The following is an 18,902-nucleotide window of genomic DNA, read 5'->3' as shown; positions in this document are numbered from 1 at the left end:
TCGATGAGGGGCGGTGGTCGGGTGGCGGGAGGGAGGATCGAGGTCGTTCACCGCCCCATTGTGGGCCAGTCGGTGGACGGGACGGGCAGGACGGCGGTGTCGACGCCTGGTGAGGGGCCCGACCTGTGAGTATCCGGACCCATGCGACTTGTACGACAAAATTACAGTAACGGTGTAATCGGGGGGTCCTTTTCAAGGGTGCGGGGAACTGCGCGACCAGCCCCCACGCGCCCGCGGACGAACAACCGGCCCACACGCCCCGCACGCACCGCGATCACGCTACTGACCGTCACCGCACTGGCGGCCGGCTGCGGAGAAACCCCATCCACCACCCCCAAGCCCGCCGCGGGCCAGCAACTCCTCAAGGCCCCACCCGCGCGAGCCATGGACACCTACGCCACCAAACTCCGTCAGGAGCAGCGCGCCCGCGCCACCGCGGCAAAGCGGTGGGGGCTGTCCGAGCCCCCACTCCCCGCACCCCCCGCCCCCGAGCAGAAGCCCCGTATCAGCACCCGCAAGGGCTTCGAGGTGGACGACCACGAGGGCCTGCCACCCGTTTTCACCACGATCCCCACCAAGGACAAGGTCGTCTTCCTCACCATCGACGACGGCGCCGAGAAGGACCCCGCGTTCCTGCGGATGATGAGCGAGCTGAAGATCCCGTACACGGCCTTCCTGAGCGACTACCTGATCAAAGAGGACTACGGCTACTTCAGGAAGATGCAGGACAGGGGTGTGGTCCTGAACAACCACACCCTCAATCACCGCTATATGCCGAACCTCTCCTACGAACGGCAGAAGCGGGAGATCTGCGGCATGCAGGACGTGATCGAGAAGCGTTACGGCAAGCGCCCGACCCTCTTCCGCCCGCCCTTCGGCAACTACAACGAGGACACCCTGCGCGCGGCAAGGGCCTGCGGCATCAAGGCGGCCCCGCTGTGGAACGAGGAGGTCTTCGTCGACCGCTGGGACTACCGCGAACTGGACCGCGACCTGCACCCCGGAGACATCGTTCTCAGCCACTTCCGCGGCAGGGAGCACTGGAAGGGCACGATGCCGGACATGGTCCGACGGTTCCTGAAACTGGTCACGGACAAGGGGTACGCGGTGGCACGCATCGAGGACTACCTGTGAGGAAGCGGCCGGCCGCCGCCGCAGCACTGCTCGCGGGCCTGGTCTGCCTGGCCGGCTGCGCCCAGTCCGTGGACCCCATCGAGCGGTTGGGCAAGAAGGCCGCGGAGAAGGTGCGCACGTACGGCCCCACCGAGGACCCGTACCGCCGCTGGGGGCTGTCCGCCCCGCTCGCGCCGGCGCCGAAGCCGCCCGGCCGGCGGCCCTCCGCCCGTAGCGCGGGACCGGGCCTGCCGCCCGTGGTCGACCGTGTCCCCACCCGCGACCGGGTCGTCTTCCTGACCTTCGAGGACGGTGCCGAGAAGGACCCGGGGTTCGTCGACATGGTCCGTGAGCTGCGGCTGCCGGTCACGATGTTCCTCACGGACAGTGTCGTCGGGCCGGGGTACGCCCACTTCGGCCGGCTCCGCGCGGTCGGTGCGACCGTGCAGAACCACACGCTCGACCATCCGTACCTGCCGGGTCTCCCGTACGCCGGTCAGCGGGCCGAGATCTGTGGGCAGCAGGAGAAGCTCAAGCAGCGCTTCGGTATCCGGCCGCGGCTCTTTCGGCCGCCCTACGGCGACTACAACACCGACACTCTGCGTGCTGCCGCCGACTGCGGGGTGGCCGCCGTCGTCCTCTGGCGTGACGCCGACCGCCTTCGCCCGGGCGACGTCCTTCACTGCCCGGAGGGCCGTGGCGGTGCGAGTCTCACTCGGACAACAGCCAAGATCCTGAACCGGGTCCAGGACCAGGGCTTCACGGTCGCCCGCCTGGAGGACTACCTCTAGCGATTTCTCGCCCCCGCCGCCCCTACCCATTCCCGTCCCTTTTCGGGGGCCGGCCCCCGAACCCCCGCTCCTCAAACGCCGGAGGGGCTGAGGATTCGGACGCTGGAGGGGCTGAATACTTCGCGGCCCGGGCCGACATTTTCAGCCCGTCCGGCGTTTGAGGACGAGGCCGTTCAGGCCGATGAGCGGGGGGCTGGGGGCGGCAGCCCCCAGGGGCGTTCACCCGTGGCACCGGGCGCCGAACATCCCCTGACCGCCGGAGGCAACTGGCACTCCGCTTGACCGAGTGCTAATCGCAGTCATAGTCTCAGGCCTGGCACTCACCGCAGGAGAGTGCCAATAGCGACGGGCAGGTCCGGCACCCGCGACGACGGATCCACCTGGTCGCCACCTCAGACAGTTAACCCCGTGAGATCTCCGAAGGGGGAGGTCGGATCGTGACGACCACCAGCTCCAAGGTTGCCATCAAGCCGCTTGAGGACCGCATTGTGGTCCAGCCGCTCGACGCCGAGCAGACCACGGCCTCTGGCCTGGTCATCCCGGACACCGCCAAGGAGAAGCCCCAGGAGGGCGTCGTCCTGGCCGTTGGCCCGGGCCGCTTCGAGAACGGCGAGCGTCTTCCGCTCGACGTCAAGACCGGCGATGTCGTGCTGTACAGCAAGTACGGCGGCACCGAGGTGAAGTACAACGGCGAGGAGTACCTCGTCCTCTCGGCTCGCGACGTGCTCGCGATCGTCGAGAAGTAATTCACCCGGCATTACCAGCATTGCAGTGAACTGCGCCCCTGGCCCCCGCGACCTTATGAAGCCGGGCGTCGGGGGCGCAGTTCGTTTCACCCACGTTTTCCGAGAGGGCTGAACCGCTCCCATGGCGAAGATCCTGAAGTTCGACGAGGACGCCCGTCGCGCCCTCGAGCGCGGCGTCAACAAGCTTGCCGACACGGTCAAGGTGACGATCGGCCCCAAGGGCCGCAACGTCGTCATCGACAAGAAGTTCGGCGCACCCACCATCACCAACGACGGTGTCACCATCGCCCGCGAGGTCGAGCTCGACGACCCGTACGAGAACCTCGGCGCCCAGCTGGTGAAGGAGGTGGCGACCAAGACCAACGACATCGCGGGTGACGGTACGACCACCGCCACCGTGCTGGCCCAGGCGCTCGTCCGCGAGGGCCTGAAGAACGTCGCCGCCGGCGCGTCCCCCGCCCTCCTGAAGAAGGGCATCGACGCGGCCGTCGCCGCGGTCTCCGAGGAGCTCCTCGCGACCGCGCGCCCGATCGACGAGAAGTCCGACATCGCCGCCGTCGCCGGTCTGTCCGCCCAGGACAGCCAGGTCGGCGAGCTCATCGCCGAGGCGATGGACAAGGTCGGCAAGGACGGTGTCATCACCGTCGAGGAGTCCAACACCTTCGGTCTGGAGCTGGACTTCACCGAGGGCATGGCCTTCGACAAGGGCTACCTGTCGCCGTACTTCGTGACGGACCAGGAGCGCATGGAAGCCGTCCTGGACGACCCGTACATCCTGATCCACCAGGGCAAGATCTCCTCCATCCAGGACATGCTGCCGCTGCTGGAGAAGGTCATCCAGACCAACTCCTCCAAGCCGCTGCTGATCATCGCCGAGGACGTCGAGGGCGAGGCCCTGTCGACCCTGGTCGTGAACAAGATCCGCGGCACGTTCAACGCCGTCGCCGTGAAGGCCCCCGGCTTCGGTGACCGCCGCAAGGCGATGCTCGGCGACATGGCCGCGCTCACCGGCGCCGAGGTCATCGCCGAGGAGGTCGGCCTCAAGCTCGACCAGGTCGGCCTCGACGTGCTGGGCACCGCCCGCCGCGTCACCATCTCGAAGGACGACACGGTCATCGTCGACGGCGGTGGCGACACCGGCGCCGTGGCCGGCCGTGTCAACCAGATCAAGGCCGAGATCGAGAACACCGACTCCGACTGGGACCGCGAGAAGCTCCAGGAGCGCCTCGCGAAGCTGGCCGGCGGCGTGTGCGTCATCAAGGTCGGCGCCGCCACCGAGGTGGAGCTCAAGGAGAAGAAGCACCGTCTGGAGGACGCCATCTCCGCGACCCGCGCCGCGGTCGAGGAGGGCATCGTCTCCGGTGGTGGCTCCGCGCTCGTCCACGCCGTGAAGGTCCTGGAGGGCAACCTCGGCAAGACCGGCGACGAGGCCACCGGTGTGGCCGTCGTCCGCAAGGCCGCCGTCGAGCCGCTGCGCTGGATCGCCGAGAACGCCGGCCTGGAGGGTTACGTCATCACCTCCAAGGTCGCCGAGCTCGACAAGGGCCAGGGCTTCAACGCCGCGACCGGCGAGTACGGCGACCTGGTCAAGCAGGGCGTCATCGACCCGGTCAAGGTCACCCGCTCCGCCCTGGAGAACGCCGCCTCCATCGCCTCCCTGCTCCTCACGACCGAGACCCTGGTCGTCGAGAAGCCGGCGGAGGAAGAGGGCGACGCGGGCGGCGGCCACGGTCACGGCCACTCCCACTAGGCGCAAGCCGCTTCCGGGCGGCCCGAGGGGGCGTAGGTCCCTTTGAGCGCCCGGCGAAGGCCCGGTACCCCGTCGCGGGGGACCGGGCCTTCGTGCTGTCGCCGGCGCGGCCCGGCGCGGTCAGACCTCCAGCTGGTCCAGCACTCCGAGCTGGTCCATCAGCCCCAGCCGGTCGTACTGCCACCACCCCTCGACGACCTTGCCGTCCTCGCGGCACCGGTGAATGGTCGTACCGGTCATGGTGACCTGCTTGCCGCTGGCCGGTATCCCCATGAAGTCACCCTTGTGGGTGCCGTTCCAGGTCCAGCGCGTACAGACCCGGTCACCGTCGGAGATCTGGTCCTCGATGGTGAACACGAAGTCGAAGCCGGACCGCCACATCTCCACCTCGCGGCGCATGGCGTCCAGCCCGATGGCGCCCTGTTCGTTGGCCGGATCATGGTCGTGGTAGTTCTCCGCGACGGTCTGGTCCCACGTCGGCATGTTGCCCTTCCCGGCGAACAGCCCGAAGAGATTGCGGACGCTGGCCTTGTAGAGCCACTCGTCCCGCACCACGTCGAGATCCGTGAAGGTCGGCATCTCGTCACAGATCGCCACCATCTCCCGGAAGATCCGGTCGGTCTCCGGAAGGCTCGAGTTCCGCATCGCCACCTCGAACGACGGAAACTCCACGATCTCGACGAAGTGCGACGCGTCGTGCCGGTCCTTCCCGATCACGTTGTGCGTCGCGGTCCGCTTGCCCTTGGTCTGCTCGACCCAGCTGTCCATGAGCCGGTTCATCTCGTCGATCCTGCTGGTCTTGCAGTCGATCAGCTGTACGAAAGTCATGGCGCCGCCTCCCGGCACTTCGAGTCCGGTTGAATACGCCCATTTTAGTGAAAATCCCCTCCGGCCGTTTTTCAGCCGAAGGGGATTCCACCTGTGCCTGTGCTCGTGCAGTCCGCGCCGTCCGTGCCGTTGCCTAAGTGTCCGTCCGTGTCACCACGCGCCACCGCGCTCACTTCGGCCCGTACTTCCGCCCCGTCTTCGAACTGATCCCGCTGAGCAACGCCCGCGGAGTCACCTTCGCGACTCCCATCAGGGCCTTGTAGCGCGGGTCCGGAATGGACAGCGACTTGCCCCGGGCCAGGTCGGCCAGCGCGGCCGCGACCACCTTGTCGGCGTCCAGCCACATCCAGTTCGGGATGTTGTCCGTGCCCATCCCGGCCCGCTCGTGGAACTCGGTCCGCACGAACCCGGGGCACAGCGCCATCAGCCGGACGCCGCTGCCGGACAGGTCCTTCGCCACGCCCTGCGTGAACTGCACGACCCACGCCTTCGACGCCCCGTACGTACCGCGCGGCACGAACGCGGCCGTGGAGGCCACGTTGACGACACCGCCGCGCCCGCGCGCCCGCATGGACTCGGCCGCCGCCGACGTCAGCCGGAGCACCGCCTCGCAGTGCACCTTGAGCATCTTCAGCTCGTCCGCCATCGGTACGTCCAGATAGAGGCCCTTGTTGCCGAAGCCCGCGTTGTTGATCAGCAGGTCGACCGCGTTCTTGCGGTCCGAGAGGCGGGCGGCCACCGCTTCGATTCCCTCGTCCGTCGCCAGATCCGCCGTCAGCACCTCCGCCTCGATGCCGTGCCGGTCGTGCAGTTCGGTCGCCTGCTCGCCGAGCCGCTTCTTGTCACGCGCCACCAGCACGAGGTTGTGCCCGTCGGAGGCGAGCCGCCGCGCGAAGGCGGCACCGATGCCCGCGGTCGATCCCGTAATCAGAGCCGTTGTCATGGCCCAAGATTAGTGACCTGTCTCATGCTGTCCGTGCGTCGAATGACCCGAAAGTGCACCCGTCGGCTGTGCCTTCCCCACAACCTCCACAACGACGAACTGCCCTGTCATCTCCCGGCCTTCGCGGTGCGGCGGACGGTGGTGTGATTTGCACGGAGTGTCCGGATCGACCGCCCGTCCGTGCCGGGCTCCGTCAACTCGCCCGGCCGGACGGCCGTCTCGGCTCACTTCGCGGCCTGGCCGTACTTCTCCACGTACTCCCGTGCCTTCTTCAGCGCTTCCGGGTGCAGGGCGTCCCCCGCCTCCAACACCTTCGGCAGCAGGGCCCGTTCGGTCGTGACGGCGCGGAACTGGAGGGCGACGGTCACCTCGTGGTCGGGCCGGTGGACGATCTCGATCGGATCGCCCGCCCGCAGCTCACCCGGCTCGATCACTCGCAGATACGCACCCGGCGCGCCCTTCGCGGTGAACCGCTTGACCCATCCCTTCTCGCCCAGATGGCCCTGGAAGGTGAGACAGGGAATCCGCCCGGACGTGACCTCGAGAACGACCTCGGAGCCGATCCGCCAGCGCTCACCGATCCGCGCGCCGGACACGTCGACGCCCTCCGTCGTGAGGTTCTCCCCGAACATTCCGCTTGCCAGGGGGCGGCCCAGTTCGCGTTCCCAGTCGTCGAGGTCCTCGCGGGCGACGGCGTACACCGCCTGGTGGTCGCCTCCGTGATGCCGCAGCTCGCACACGGCGTCCCCGGCGAGCCCGCTCGCGCCGACCCCCTTGGGCCCCGGCGCGGACACCCGCACCGGCCGGTCCACCGGCCGTTTGTCGATCCCGGTCACGCCGTCCGCCTGGTCCGTGTAGTCGACGGCCTTGGGGCGGCCGAGGTTCAGAGACAGAAGCTTCATGACTGCACGCTAGGCGATGCGGGCCAAAGCCTCGACGCAATATTCGCCGCCATGTCCAAGATTCGCTTATGCTCGGGGGGTGATCGAGGCCCGTCATCTCCGTGTGCTGCGCGCCGTCGCCGCCACCGGCTCCTTCTCGGCGGCGGGGCGCGAACTGGGCTGCACCCAGCCCGCCGTCAGCCAGCAGATGAAGGCCCTCGAAGCCTCCGTCGGCACACCCCTGCTGATCCGTACGGGCCGCGAGATGCGGCTGACCCAGGCCGGCGAGGCTCTCGTACGGCATGCCGCGGGCATCATCGCCGGGCTGACGGCCGCCGAGGAGGAGGTCGCCGCGATCGCGGGCCTGCGGGCCGGCCGGGTCCGGCTCGTCTCCTTCCCCAGCGGCAGCTCCACGCTCGTTCCGGCCGCGCTCGCCGCCCTGCGCGCCGCGCACCCCGGCACGCGCGTCTCCCTGGAGGAGGCCGAGCCGCCGCGCTCGGTCGAGATGCTGCGCGAGGGCGACTGCGACGTGACACTCGCGTTCCGGTACGAGGGCGCGGCGGGCGCCGAGGAGTGGGACGACCTGGTGGTACGGCCCCTGCTCAGGGACCGGCTCGTGGGCCTGGTACCCGAAGGGCACCGGCTGGCCCGCGCCCGGACGGTAGCCATCGGCGAACTCGCCGACGAGCCGTGGATCGCCGGCTGCCCGCGCTGTCGCGGCCAGCTCATCGAGGTCTGCGAGCGCGCTGGCTTCACACCCCGTATCGACTTCGCGACCGACGACTACCCGGCCGTGGTCGGCCTGGTCGGAGCGGGTCTCGGGGTCGCGGTCCTGCCGGAGCTCGCCATCGAGTCCGTACGCCCCAAGGGTGCGCGCACGGTGATGGTCGAGCCGGCCCTGCGACGGGAGATCGTCGCGCTCACGCTGCCGGACCTCGCCCAGGTGCCCGCGGTGGCGGCCACGCTGGACCAGCTGGCCCGGGCCGCGACGCGCTGACCCGCCGGAAGCGGCCGGCCTGTCGGAGGGCCGGCCCGTCGGAAAGTAGGGGCACGCGCGCGTGCCCGTTCGAAGAAACGTTCCTTCAGTGATGTGACGGAGTGCCTCCGCCGGACGCCGATGCCGACGCCGAGACCAGGCGGTTGCGCGCCCGCCCCATGAGTTCCTCGCGCTCGTCCTCGGTGAGGCCGCCCCACACGCCGTACGGCTCGCGCACCGCCAGTGCGTGCGCCGCGCACTCCGCGCGTACCGGGCACCTCATGCAGACCTCTTTGGCCGAGTTCTCACGAGCGCTCCGTGCCGCACCGCGCTCGCCTTCGGGGTGGAAGAAGAGCGAGCTGTCGACCCCGCGGCAGGCCGCGAGGAGCTGCCAGTCCCACAGATCCGCGTTCGGTCCGGGAAGGCGGGAGAAATCTGCCATTGCGTTGTCCCCTTGTAGCCGTTCTGGGCGGTTACGTGCCCATGACCGTACATCTACGATCTAAGGAGATGAAAATATGACTCATTGCGAATCTAGCCTCAGACACCAGTAAATGGGAAGAAAAGCGGCTAAATGGGGCATGGGTTGTGATGAAACCTTGAGGGTCCACCGTGGGTGTCTCCACCGTGTCCGCACCCTCACGTAGAGTGCCGAACGTGGCTCACCGCCCCGTAACTCTTTCGGGTGACCGTCGTTGAGAGTGCGGAGGCGGTTGAAAGAACAAGCGCTCGGGCAAGCGTCCGAGAGCGTCAACCGCACAGGTGACGATTCGTACCAGCCTGGAGGCTCAAGGTGACGCGCATCAGCTGCGGAGGACGGCCATGACATCCGTCCTCGTCTGCGACGACTCCCCGCTTGCCCGAGAGGCGCTCCGCCGTGCGGTGGCGACCGTGCCCGGCGTAGAGCGCGTGACCACGGCGGCCAACGGCGAGGAAGTCCTCCGCCGCTGGGGTGCCGACCGTTCGGACCTGATTCTGATGGACGTACGCATGCCCGGTCTGGGCGGCGTGGAGACGGTCCGGCGGCTGCTGTCCGCCGACCCCGGTGCGCGCATCATCATGCTCACCGTCGCCGAGGACCTGGACGGTGTCGCGCTCGCGGTCGCCGCCGGTGCCCGTGGCTATCTCCACAAGGACGCCTCCCGCGCGGAGCTGCGTGCGACGGTCACCCAGGCTCTCGCCGACCCGACCTGGCGGCTCGCGCCGCGCAGACTGCGGTCGGCCGAGATGGGTGCCGCGCCGACGCTCACCGCGCGTGAGATCCAGGTCCTGGAGGGCATGAGCCACGGCCGTTCGAACGCGGAGATCGGCCGTGAGCTGTTCCTCTCCGAGGACACCGTCAAGACCCACGCGCGACGGCTCTTCAAGAAACTCGGTGCCTCGGACCGCGCGCACGCGGTGGCGCTCGGGTTCCGATGGGGCCTGGTCCGCTAGGTGAACCGCCGCGGGGGTACGGGTGTCCCCGCCCGCCGCACGGCGGGTGGGGCCGGACCCGACGGGGGATCGAAATCGGCCGTTCGGGCGCCCGATCCCCGTTTCCCGGCGGATGCCGCATCCTTGAGGTGTGGAGTTCCTCGGGAACGAGTCGGTCGAGCGGGAGGGGAGGGCGCAGGAGATGAGTTCCGGCGCACCTGCTCATAACGCTTCGGTGCACAACTACGGACGCGGTGCCACGGACAGGACGACGCCAAGGCACCATGGACCGATGCGTGACGACGAGGCGGCCACTGCCCAAGGGGCAATCGGTGCGCTCGTCCATCGCGCGGTCGACGGAGACGAGCAGGCCACGCACGACCTGCTCGCCCATGTCCATCCCCTCGCGATCCGCTACTGCCGCACACGGCTGTCCCGACTGCCGGGTGACGCACGGCACTTCGTGGAGGACCTGGCGCAGGAGGTCTGTGTCGCGGTGCTCCTCGCACTGCCGCGGTACAAGGACACCGGGCGCCCCTTCGAAGCCTTCGTCTTCGCCATCGCCGCGCACAAGGTCGCCGATCTGCAGCGCGCCGCGATGCGCCATCCCGGCTCGACGGCGGTGCCGTCGGACGAGATGCCCGAGCGGCCCGACGACTCGCTCGGCCCCGAGGAGCGTGCCCTCCTCAGCAGCGACGCCGAGTGGGCCAAGAAGCTCATGGCCAACCTCCCCGAGAACCAGCGGGAGCTTCTCCTGCTGAGGATCGCGGTGGGCCTCACGGCCGAGGAGACGGGCCAGATGCTGGGGATGTCGCCGGGCGCGGTCCGGGTGGCCCAGCACCGGGCACTGAGCCGTTTGCGGGCACTGGCGGAGCAGTAGGCGGACTTCTGGGTGTGTTCCCTGGGTGGGGTGCGCCTGGCCGAGGTGCGATCGGCGGATTTCGCGGGCTTCGTGGGCTTCGGAGTGCGGCCGCTGGGCGGGGTGCCTGTTCGAGGCGCGGCCGGACGAAAACGGGCCCGACACGCGGGCGGACGACATCGGGTCGCGGTGCGTTCGGACGTGCCGGGCCGGTGTGCGGATGGACGTGCCGGACCGGTGAGCGGTCGGCCGAGCCGGGCCGGCGTGCGGTTGGTCGGCTGATGGGCCGAGCGGATGTGCGGTCCGACAGTCGGTGGGCCGAGTGGACGTGCGGTCCGACCGTCGGCGCGCCGGTCCGCCGGGGTCCGTGGATCGCCGCGTGAGCCTCCCGGCAGGGTGGGCTTTCTCATGAGTACGGCAAATTTTTTCCGCCGCCCCGGGCGAGGCGCGGGGCGGCGACACAGTGCGTGGCCCGCCCAAGGCCCGTGCCCCCGGCGGGCGGGCGCCGGATGAACGCGGCGGTCGTCCTCCACGTACGAAGCTACGAAGCCCAGGGGCACCCGTAACCGTGGAATGAGAGAGCCATGCTTCCCGTTAGCATGGACATCCGCACCGATCAAGGCCATTTGGGGAAGGTGTCATGACTGCAAACGTCGACGGAGTGCCCGAGAAATTCGCGACACTCGGGCTGACCTACGACGACGTGCTGCTGCTGCCGGGCGCATCCGAGGTGCTGCCCAACGCGGTCGACACCTCGTCCCGGATCTCCCGCAACGTGCGCGTGAACATTCCGCTGCTGTCCGCGGCGATGGACAAGGTGACCGAGTCGCGCATGGCGATCGCCATGGCCCGGCAGGGCGGTGTCGGCGTACTGCACCGGAACCTGTCCATCGAGGACCAGGTCAACCAGGTCGACCTCGTGAAGCGCTCCGAGTCCGGCATGGTCACCGACCCGATCACGGTGCACCCGGACGCGACGCTCGCCGAGGCCGACGCCCTGTGCGCCAAGTTCCGCATCAGCGGCGTGCCGGTCACCGACGGCAACAAGAAGCTGCTCGGCATCGTCACCAACCGTGACATGGCCTTCGAGACCGACCGCTCCCGTCAGGTGCGCGAGGTCATGACCCCGATGCCCCTGGTCACCGGCAAGGTCGGCATCTCGGGCAACGACGCCATGCAGCTGCTCCGCCGCCACAAGATCGAGAAGCTTCCGCTGGTCGACGACGCGGGCATCCTCAAGGGCCTCATCACGGTCAAGGACTTCGTGAAGGCCGAGAAGTACCCGAACGCGGCGAAGGACGGCGAGGGCCGCCTCCTCGTCGGTGCCGCCGTCGGCGCCAGCCCCGAGGCTCTGGACCGGGCGCAGGCGCTCGCCGAGGCCGGTGCGGACTTCCTGATCGTCGACACCTCCCACGGGCACAACAGCAACGCCCTCAACTGGATGGCGAAGATCAAGTCGAGCGTCGGCGTCGACGTGATCGGCGGAAACGTCGCCACCCGTGACGGCGCCCAGGCCCTGGTCGACGCCGGTGTCGACGGCGTCAAGGTGGGCGTGGGTCCCGGCTCGATCTGTACCACCCGCGTGGTCGCCGGCATCGGCGTCCCGCAGGTCACCGCCATCTACGAAGCCGCTCTGGCGGCGCGCGCCGCGGGCGTCCCCGTGATCGGTGACGGCGGACTGCAGTACTCCGGAGACATCGGCAAGGCCCTCGCGGCCGGCGCCGACACGGTGATGCTCGGCAGCCTCCTCGCCGGCTGCGAGGAATCGCCCGGCGAGCTGCTCTTCATCAACGGCAAGCAGTTCAAGTCGTACCGCGGCATGGGCTCGCTCGGCGCCATGCAGTCCCGCGGCCAGGGCAGGTCGTACTCGAAGGACCGCTACTTCCAGGCCGAGGTCGCCTCCGACGACAAGCTCGTGCCCGAGGGCATCGAGGGCCAGGTGCCCTACCGCGGCCCGCTGGCCAATGTGCTGCACCAGCTCGTCGGCGGTCTGCGCCAGACCATGGGTTATGTCGGCGCCGCCTCCATCGACGAGATGGAGACCAAGGGCCGCTTCGTACGGATCACGTCCGCGGGCCTCAAGGAGAGCCACCCGCACGACATCCAGATGACGGTCGAGGCACCGAACTACAGCCGCAACCAGTAGTCGCCACCCAGCCGACACCTGAGACGAGGGCGGTCCCGGAGCATCCGGGACCGCCCTCGTCGTGGGTGTCGGGGATACTGGGAGGCGCAGAAGCGAAGAGGGAAAGGCCACACACGTGACTGAGATCGAGATCGGGCGCGGCAAGCGCGGCCGCCGGGCGTATGCCTTCGACGACATCGCCGTCGTCCCGAGCCGCCGTACGCGAGACCCGAAGGAGGTCTCGATCGCCTGGCAGATCGACGCCTACCGCTTCGAGCTGCCGTTCCTGGCCGCCCCCATGGACTCGGTCGTCTCGCCGGCCACCGCCATCCGTATCGGCGAGCTGGGCGGACTGGGCGTCCTGAACCTCGAAGGCCTCTGGACGAGGTACGAGGACCCGCAGCCGCTCCTCGACGAGATCGCGGAGCTGGACGCGGACACCGCGACCCGCCGTCTCCAGGAGATCTACGCAGCTCCCATCAAGGAGGAGCTGATCGGGCAGCGCATCAAGGAGGTGCGCGACTCGGGCGTGGTCACCGCGGCAGCGCTCTCCCCGCAGCGCACGGCCCAGTTCTCCAAGGCCGTCGTGGACGCGGGCGTCGACATCTTCGTCATCCGCGGTACGACGGTGTCGGCCGAGCACGTTTCCGGTGCCTCCGAGCCGCTGAACCTGAAGCAGTTCATCTACGAGCTGGACGTCCCGGTCATCGTTGGCGGCTGCGCCACCTACACGGCGGCCCTGCACCTGATGCGTACGGGCGCGGCCGGTGTCCTCGTCGGCTTCGGCGGCGGCGCCGCGCACACCACGCGCAACGTGCTGGGCATCCAGGTCCCGATGGCCACCGCGGTCGCCGACGTGGCCGCCGCCCGCCGGGACTACATGGACGAGTCCGGCGGCCGGTACGTGCACGTGATCGCGGACGGCGGTGTCGGCTGGTCCGGCGACCTCCCCAAGGCGATCGCCTGCGGCGCCGACTCCGTGATGATGGGCTCCCCGCTCGCGCGCGCCACCGACGCGCCCGGCCGGGGCCACCACTGGGGCATGGAGGCCGTCAACGACGAGCTGCCGCGCGGCAAGAAGGTCGACCTCGGCACGGTCGGCACGATCGAGGAGGTCCTCGCCGGACCCTCGCACACGCCCGACGGTTCGATGAACTTCTTCGGCGCGCTGCGGCGCGCCATGGCCACGACCGGCTACAGCGAGCTCAAGGAGTTCCAGCGCGTCGAGGTCACGGTGGCGGACTCGCAGCACAAGCGGTAGCCGCACGGCGCTTCGAGGGGCCCGGGCCGGGGTGGTCCGGGCCCTTTCGTGTGCCCAACTGGGCCTGATGGGGCGCGTTTTGTGATGGGGGGCGCGTGGTTGCGTTCGGGGCGAATGCGCGTCTGAAGGCCGTTTCGGGGCGGTAACGTCCCTGTTCGGCGCCCCAGTTGTGTGGGGCGCCCCCTTCCAAGGACATGGTTCCGGACCCCGGCCGTCGGGGCCCGGCCCGAGTTCCGACGTGCTGCCCACCGGGCCTCTGGGTGGCGTCGTGGAAGGGGGCGCCCATGGGCCGCCATCGCAAGCCCACCCGCTGGGACCGGATCCGTCTGCGGATGGTGAAGTGCCGGAGGAGGTGGGTCTTGCGAATTTTCGGATGGTGAGCGGCCGCCCCCAAACACACTAGGGGCGGACACTCCGTGATCCATCCTGGAGCCTGCCGCAGTGGCCGCTGCGGTGGGCTCCACCTTTGGTGAGCGGCCGCCCCCAAACACAGTAGGGGCGGACACTCCGTGATCCATCCTGGAGCCTGCCGCAGTGGCCGCTGCGGTGGGCTCCACCTCTTGTACGGTACCGGCGTGGAGCGCTCCGTGCCACCAGCCCCAGAGGCTCGGGACCGCCCCGCGCGCCCCCGGTCACAACCTGTGCGCCGCCCCCGTGGGCGTAGCTCCCCGCGTGTCCAGCAGCAGCTGCGCCTTCACCGACAGCCCTTGCAGGTCGTACGTGCGGTGTTGCTGGAGGAGGATCGTCAGGTCCGCGTCGGCTGCCGCCTCGTAGAGGGAGTCCACGCGGGGGACCGGGCGGTCGAGGATGCTCCAGGACGGGACGAGCGGGTCGTGGTAGCTGACGGCGGCGCCGAGTTCCATCAGACGGGTCGCGATCTCCTTGGCGGGGGAGCCCTGCTGGTCGGCGTGGTCGGGCTTGTAGGTGATGCCGAGGAGGAGCACGCGTGCCCCGCGGGCGGACTTGCCGTGCTCGTTGAGGAGCGTGGCCGCGCGCTGGATGACGTACTGCGGCATGTGGTTGTTGACCTGCTGGGCCAGTTCGACCATGCGCAGGGAGCGGGTTCGCGGGCCGGCGAGGTCCCGGGGGACGGCGTGGCCGCCGACGCCGGGGCCGGGGCGGAAGGCCTGGAAGCCGAACGGCTTGGTCTCGGCGCAGCGGATGACGTCCCACAGGTCGACGCCCAGGTCGTGGCAGAGGACCGCCATCTCGTTGACGAGGGCGATGTTGACGTGCCGGTAGTTGGTCTCCAGGAGCTGCACGGTTTCGGCTTCCCGTGGTCCACGCGCGCGTACGACCTTGTCGGTGAGGCGCCCGTAGAAGGCGGCGGCCGACTCGGTGCAGGCGGGGGTGAGGCCGCCGATGACCTTCGGGGTGTTGGCGGGGGTGTGGTCGCGGTTGCCCGGGTCGACGCGGCTGGGTGAGTACGCGAGATGGAAGTCGCGGCCCGCACGGAGACCGGAGCCCTCTTCGAGGAGCGGCCGGAGGAATTCCTCCGTCGTACCGGGGTAGACGGGGGACTCAAGGATCACCGTGGTGTGCGGGCGCAGGTGTGCGGCCAGGGTGCGGGCGGCGTCGGCCAGTTGGCCCAGGTCGAGCGCGCCGTCCGCGCCACGCGGGGTCGGCGCGCAGATGACCGCGGTACGGACCCGGCCGAGTTCGGCCGGGTTGGTGGCCGGCCGGAAGCCCGTCGAGAGCATCCGGCGCAGGTCGGCGGCGGCCAGCGGTGCGGGGTCGCCGCACTGGTAGCCGAGTGTGGAGATGCCGGCGCTGACGGCGGCCTGGGCCAGGGGCAGGCCGAACTGGCCGAGACCGATGACGGCGAGATCTGCGGGCATGGCGGTGGGCCGTCCTTCCCAGTAACCGAAGGGGGACAAGGGCGCAAGCCCTGTGGACAGAACGGGCGAGCGCAATGTCAGACTAGGAGTAAATATGACCGATTTGCGGGATTGTTCGGCTGTGTTTCTCCGGAAGTCATCGAGAGATATCCACAGGCGGACGGCTGGTGGTGGCCGAAGGCGGGCAACGGGTTGAGAATTTGGGCATGGGGGATGTGAGCCGGGCCTCGCCGGACGGGTGAGCCCGGCGCGACAGAACAGCGGGAGGCAACTGTGCGGACAGCGACACTGGGACCGGCGGAGCGCGCCGAGTCACTCGCGGGAATGGCCGAGCACGAGCTGGATGTGCTGGTCGTGGGAGCAGGCGTGGTCGGTGCGGGCACGGCACTGGACGCCGTGACCCGCGGTCTGTCCACCGGCCTGGTCGAGGCGCGTGACTGGGCGTCGGGCACGTCGAGCCGGTCGAGCAAGCTGATCCACGGAGGTCTGCGCTATCTGGAGATGCTCGACTTCCCACTCGTCCGGGAGGCGCTGAAGGAGCGCGGCCTGTTGCTGGAGCGGCTCGCGCCGCACCTCGTGAAGCCCGTCCCGTTCCTGTATCCCTTGCAGCACAAGGGCTGGGAGAGGCTGTACGCCGGTTCGGGCGTCGCGCTCTACGACGCGATGTCGATGGCGCGCGGCCACGGCCGCGGACTGCCGATGCACCGTCACCTGTCACGCCGTCACGCGCTGCGTGTAGCCCCCGCCCTGAAGAAGGACGCCCTGGTCGGGGCGCTGCAGTACTACGACGCGCAGATGGACGACGCCCGTTATGTGGCGACCCTGGTGCGCACGGCCGCGGCGTACGGAGCGAAGGTCGCCAACCGCGCGCGCGTGACCGGCTTCCTGCGCGAGGGCGAACGCGTCGTCGGCGCCAAGGTGCAGGACGTCGAAGGGGGCGGGGAGTACGAGATCCGCGCCAAGCAGGTCGTCAACGCCACCGGGGTGTGGACGGACGACACACAGGCGATGGTGGGCGAGCGGGGCCAGTTCCACGTCCGGGCGTCCAAGGGCATCCATCTGGTCGTACCGAAGGACCGGATCACCTCGACGACCGGGCTGATCCTGCGTACGGAGAAGTCCGTGCTGTTCGTGATCCCCTGGGGCCGGCACTGGATCATCGGGACGACGGACACCGGCTGGGACCTCGACAAGGCCCACCCGGCGGCGTCCAGCGCGGACATCGACTACCTGCTGGAGCATGTGAACTCGGTGCTCGCGGTGCCACTGACACGTGATGACGTGGAGGGGGTGTACGCGGGGCTGAGGCCACTGCTCGCCGGCGAGTCGGACGCCACGAGCAAGCTGTCGCGCGAGCACACCGTGGCGCATCCGGTGCCGGGGCTCGTGGTCGTGGCGGGCGGCAAGTACACGACGTACCGGGTGATGGCCAAGGACGCGGTGGACGAGGCTGTGCACGGGCTCGACCAGCGCGTCGCGGAGTGCGTCACCGAGGACATCCCGCTGATCGGCGCCGAGGGGTACCGGGCGCTGTGGAACGCGCGAGCGCGCATCGCCGCGAGGACCGGACTCCATGTGGTGCGCGTGGAACACCTGTTGAACCGGTACGGGGCACTCGCGGAGGAGCTGCTCGACCTCATCGCCGCGGACGCCTCGCTGGGCGAGCCGCTGCCCGCCGCCGAGGACTATCTGCGCGCCGAGATCGTCTACGCCGCCTCGCACGAGGGGGCACGACACCTCGACGACGTGCTGACACGGCGGACCCGCATCTCGATCGAGACCTTCGACCGGGGCACGCGCAGTGCGCGGGAGGCCGCGGAGCTCATGGCGCCGGTGCTGGGCTGGGACAAGGACCAGATCGAGCGCGAGGTCGAGCACTACGAGAAGCGGGTCGAGGCGGAGCGGGAGTCGCAGCGGCAGCCGGACGATCTGACGGCCGACGCGGCTCGGCTGGGGGCGCCGGACATCGTGCCGTTGTAGGCACGGTGGTGGAAGGCGCGGTGGTGGAAGGCGCGCGTTCACGTGTGCGTGCGCTGAGGGGCTTGGCGGCGGTGGCGGCAGCCAGCCGTGGTCGCTGCTTGGCCGTGATGGTGGCGTGGCCGTGGTGGCTGCCGGGCTGTGGTGGCGGCCCGGGAGTCCGAGCGGATGGTTTCCGGGTGTCACCCGAACGAGTGTCCTGAGCTGGGATCTTTGCTCGGAACCCGGTCGTTCTACGGGGTGCGGGGGCAGAACTCGGCGGCGAGCAGCGCCGGTTCGAGGTCGGGGTCTGCGATCGCATCCGTGTTCACGCGGAAGGTGAGGACACGACGGGCGTCGAGTGTGGCTGCGGTCCGGACGTAGCTGCCGGTGATGCGGCCGTTGTGCCCCCACACCGTGGTGCCGCACGGAAGTTTCTCGGAATAGAGGCCCATGCCGTACAAGCCGTGTGCGGTGCCGGTGTCGAGCATCTCGCGCAGTTGGCGGGGCGGCAGCAGGTTGCCGCGGAGCAGGGCCGCGTAGAAGCGGTTCAGGTCGGCGAGCGTGGTGACCAGCTCGCCCGCCGCGCCGGCCACGCGCGGGTCCAGATCGGTGACATCGGATCCGTCGGCGGTGTACGAGCGACCGTGCGGGTCCGGCAGGGAGTGACGGGCGCCCGGGAACGAGGTGCCTGTCAGATGGAGGGGAGTGATGATGCGGCGCTCGGCCTCGGCGGCGTACGAGCGGCCGGTGACCTGCTCGACGACCATGCCGAGCAGCACGTAGTTGGTGTTGGAGTACTCGAAGCGGCCGCGTTCGGCCGGGGGGTGGGCGATTGCGATACGGACGGCCTGGAGAGGCGTGAGGGAGACGGTGCCCGCGGTGTCGGCGGTGAAGTCGGCGAGGCCGCTGGTGTGGGTGAGCAGGGTGCGCAGGGTCAGGGCGCGACCGTCGTTGCCCGAGCCGTGCACCAGGCCCGGCAGATGATCCTCGACCGAGTCGGACAGGGACAGGCGGTGCTCGGCGGCCAGCTGAAGGACGACCGTCGCGACGAACGACTTGGTGATGCTGCCGGCGCGGAAGTGGTCGGTGCGGCGGATGGCGTCGGCAGGGAGGGTCGCGTCGGTGTGGCGGATCGCGTCGGCAGGGAGGGTCGCGTCGGTGTGGCGGATCGCGTCGGCAGAGCTGCCGGCGGCGGCCGGGTCGGTGGTTGTGGGGGCTTCCGCGTGGGCGAAGCGGGAGGCGGATCCCTCGGCGGCCAGCAGGGCGGCGGCCGGGACCTTGCCCTGGGTGACGAGCCGGGTGAGGGCGGTGTCCACGGCCGGGGGCGCGGGAGTTGTCGAGGCGGCCGAGGTCAGGGCGAGGAGGGTCAGGCACACAGGAAGGGTCAGTAGCGTCCTCAGAGGTGGCATGAGGTCCTTC

16 protein-coding genes are annotated in these 18,902 nt (G+C 69.6%); 10 read left to right on the top strand and 6 right to left on the bottom strand.

The window, feature by feature from the left end; all coding sequences use genetic code 11:
- Nucleotides 1–141 precede the first annotated feature (141 nt).
- From JEQ17_RS19025 to groL, 4 genes are all read left to right on the top strand, one after another.
- Nucleotides 142–1,134 (top strand): polysaccharide deacetylase family protein, encoded by a 993-nt coding sequence (locus JEQ17_RS19025; RefSeq protein WP_200396355.1) that lies wholly within the window; start codon nucleotides 142–144, stop codon nucleotides 1,132–1,134.
- Nucleotides 1,131–1,904 (top strand): polysaccharide deacetylase family protein, encoded by a 774-nt coding sequence (locus JEQ17_RS19020; RefSeq protein WP_200396354.1) that lies wholly within the window; start codon nucleotides 1,131–1,133, stop codon nucleotides 1,902–1,904. The genes JEQ17_RS19025 and JEQ17_RS19020 overlap by 4 nt, the downstream gene beginning before the upstream one ends.
- A 437-nt stretch (nucleotides 1,905–2,341) precedes the next feature.
- Nucleotides 2,342–2,650 carry a co-chaperone GroES gene (gene groES, locus JEQ17_RS19015; RefSeq protein ID WP_015035628.1) on the top strand — a complete coding sequence of 103 codons (309 nt, stop codon included), beginning with the start codon at nucleotides 2,342–2,344 and terminating at the stop codon, nucleotides 2,648–2,650.
- A gap of 121 nt (nucleotides 2,651–2,771) precedes the next feature.
- Nucleotides 2,772–4,400, top strand: a complete 1,629-nt coding sequence (groL, locus tag JEQ17_RS19010; protein WP_200396353.1) for a chaperonin GroEL — start codon at nucleotides 2,772–2,774, stop codon at nucleotides 4,398–4,400.
- 120 nt (nucleotides 4,401–4,520) lie between these two features.
- On the opposite strand, the gene JEQ17_RS19005 is transcribed toward groL, so the two are convergent.
- The 3 genes from JEQ17_RS19005 to JEQ17_RS18995 all read right to left on the bottom strand — a co-directional run bounded on the left by JEQ17_RS19005 (nucleotide 4,521) and on the right by JEQ17_RS18995 (nucleotide 7,073).
- Nucleotides 4,521–5,228 carry an ester cyclase gene (locus JEQ17_RS19005; RefSeq protein WP_200396352.1) on the bottom strand — a complete coding sequence of 236 codons (708 nt, stop codon included), beginning with the start codon at nucleotides 5,226–5,228 and terminating at the stop codon, nucleotides 4,521–4,523.
- 169 nt (nucleotides 5,229–5,397) lie between these two features.
- The gene (locus tag JEQ17_RS19000; protein WP_055612684.1) at nucleotides 5,398–6,171 is read right to left on the bottom strand and encodes an SDR family NAD(P)-dependent oxidoreductase; all 774 of its coding nucleotides are present in this window, start codon (nucleotides 6,169–6,171) and stop codon (nucleotides 5,398–5,400) included.
- A 224-nt stretch (nucleotides 6,172–6,395) separates the two neighbouring features.
- Nucleotides 6,396–7,073 (bottom strand): MOSC domain-containing protein, encoded by a 678-nt coding sequence (locus JEQ17_RS18995; protein WP_200396351.1) that lies wholly within the window; start codon nucleotides 7,071–7,073, stop codon nucleotides 6,396–6,398.
- 79 nt (nucleotides 7,074–7,152) lie between these two features.
- Between JEQ17_RS18995 and JEQ17_RS18990 the strand changes: the two genes are divergently transcribed.
- Nucleotides 7,153–8,049 carry a LysR family transcriptional regulator gene (locus JEQ17_RS18990; protein WP_200396350.1) on the top strand — a complete coding sequence of 299 codons (897 nt, stop codon included), beginning with the start codon at nucleotides 7,153–7,155 and terminating at the stop codon, nucleotides 8,047–8,049.
- Nucleotides 8,050–8,134: 85 nt separating this feature from the next.
- On the opposite strand, the gene JEQ17_RS18985 is transcribed toward JEQ17_RS18990, so the two are convergent.
- Nucleotides 8,135–8,470 carry a WhiB family transcriptional regulator gene (locus JEQ17_RS18985; protein WP_143639121.1) on the bottom strand — a complete coding sequence of 112 codons (336 nt, stop codon included), beginning with the start codon at nucleotides 8,468–8,470 and terminating at the stop codon, nucleotides 8,135–8,137.
- 380 nt (nucleotides 8,471–8,850) lie between these two features.
- Here JEQ17_RS18985 and JEQ17_RS18980 point away from each other — a divergent pair, with 380 nt between their 5' ends.
- From JEQ17_RS18980 to JEQ17_RS18965, 4 genes are all read left to right on the top strand, one after another.
- Nucleotides 8,851–9,462 (top strand): response regulator transcription factor, encoded by a 612-nt coding sequence (locus JEQ17_RS18980; protein ID WP_003948568.1) that lies wholly within the window; start codon nucleotides 8,851–8,853, stop codon nucleotides 9,460–9,462.
- Nucleotides 9,463–9,733: 271 nt separating this feature from the next.
- Nucleotides 9,734–10,321: a sigma-70 family RNA polymerase sigma factor gene (locus JEQ17_RS18975; protein ID WP_055612680.1), complete on the top strand. Its 588-nt coding sequence runs from the start codon at nucleotides 9,734–9,736 to the stop codon at nucleotides 10,319–10,321.
- A 619-nt stretch (nucleotides 10,322–10,940) separates the two neighbouring features.
- Nucleotides 10,941–12,446 carry an IMP dehydrogenase gene (gene guaB / locus JEQ17_RS18970; protein ID WP_200396349.1) on the top strand — a complete coding sequence of 502 codons (1,506 nt, stop codon included), beginning with the start codon at nucleotides 10,941–10,943 and terminating at the stop codon, nucleotides 12,444–12,446.
- A gap of 115 nt (nucleotides 12,447–12,561) precedes the next feature.
- Nucleotides 12,562–13,686, top strand: a complete 1,125-nt coding sequence (locus tag JEQ17_RS18965; protein ID WP_055612678.1) for a GuaB3 family IMP dehydrogenase-related protein — start codon at nucleotides 12,562–12,564, stop codon at nucleotides 13,684–13,686.
- Between the two features lie 632 nt (nucleotides 13,687–14,318).
- On the opposite strand, the gene JEQ17_RS18960 is transcribed toward JEQ17_RS18965, so the two are convergent.
- Entirely contained in the window at nucleotides 14,319–15,524 is a 1,206-nt protein-coding gene (locus JEQ17_RS18960) for a nucleotide sugar dehydrogenase (RefSeq protein WP_200396348.1), read from the bottom strand.
- 273 nt (nucleotides 15,525–15,797) lie between these two features.
- Here JEQ17_RS18960 and JEQ17_RS18955 point away from each other — a divergent pair, with 273 nt between their 5' ends.
- The gene (locus tag JEQ17_RS18955) at nucleotides 15,798–17,504 is read left to right on the top strand and encodes a glycerol-3-phosphate dehydrogenase/oxidase (protein WP_143639127.1); all 1,707 of its coding nucleotides are present in this window, start codon (nucleotides 15,798–15,800) and stop codon (nucleotides 17,502–17,504) included.
- 230 nt (nucleotides 17,505–17,734) lie between these two features.
- On the opposite strand, the gene JEQ17_RS18950 is transcribed toward JEQ17_RS18955, so the two are convergent.
- Entirely contained in the window at nucleotides 17,735–18,892 is a 1,158-nt protein-coding gene (locus JEQ17_RS18950; RefSeq protein ID WP_200396347.1) for a serine hydrolase domain-containing protein, read from the bottom strand.
- Nucleotides 18,893–18,902 lie beyond the last annotated feature (10 nt).

It is taken from the genome of Streptomyces liliifuscus (assembly GCF_016598615.1).
Lineage (GTDB): Bacteria > Actinomycetota > Actinomycetes > Streptomycetales > Streptomycetaceae > Streptomyces > Streptomyces liliifuscus.
Note: the sequence above shows the minus strand (reverse complement) of the source record. Positions and strands in the feature narration are given on the sequence as shown.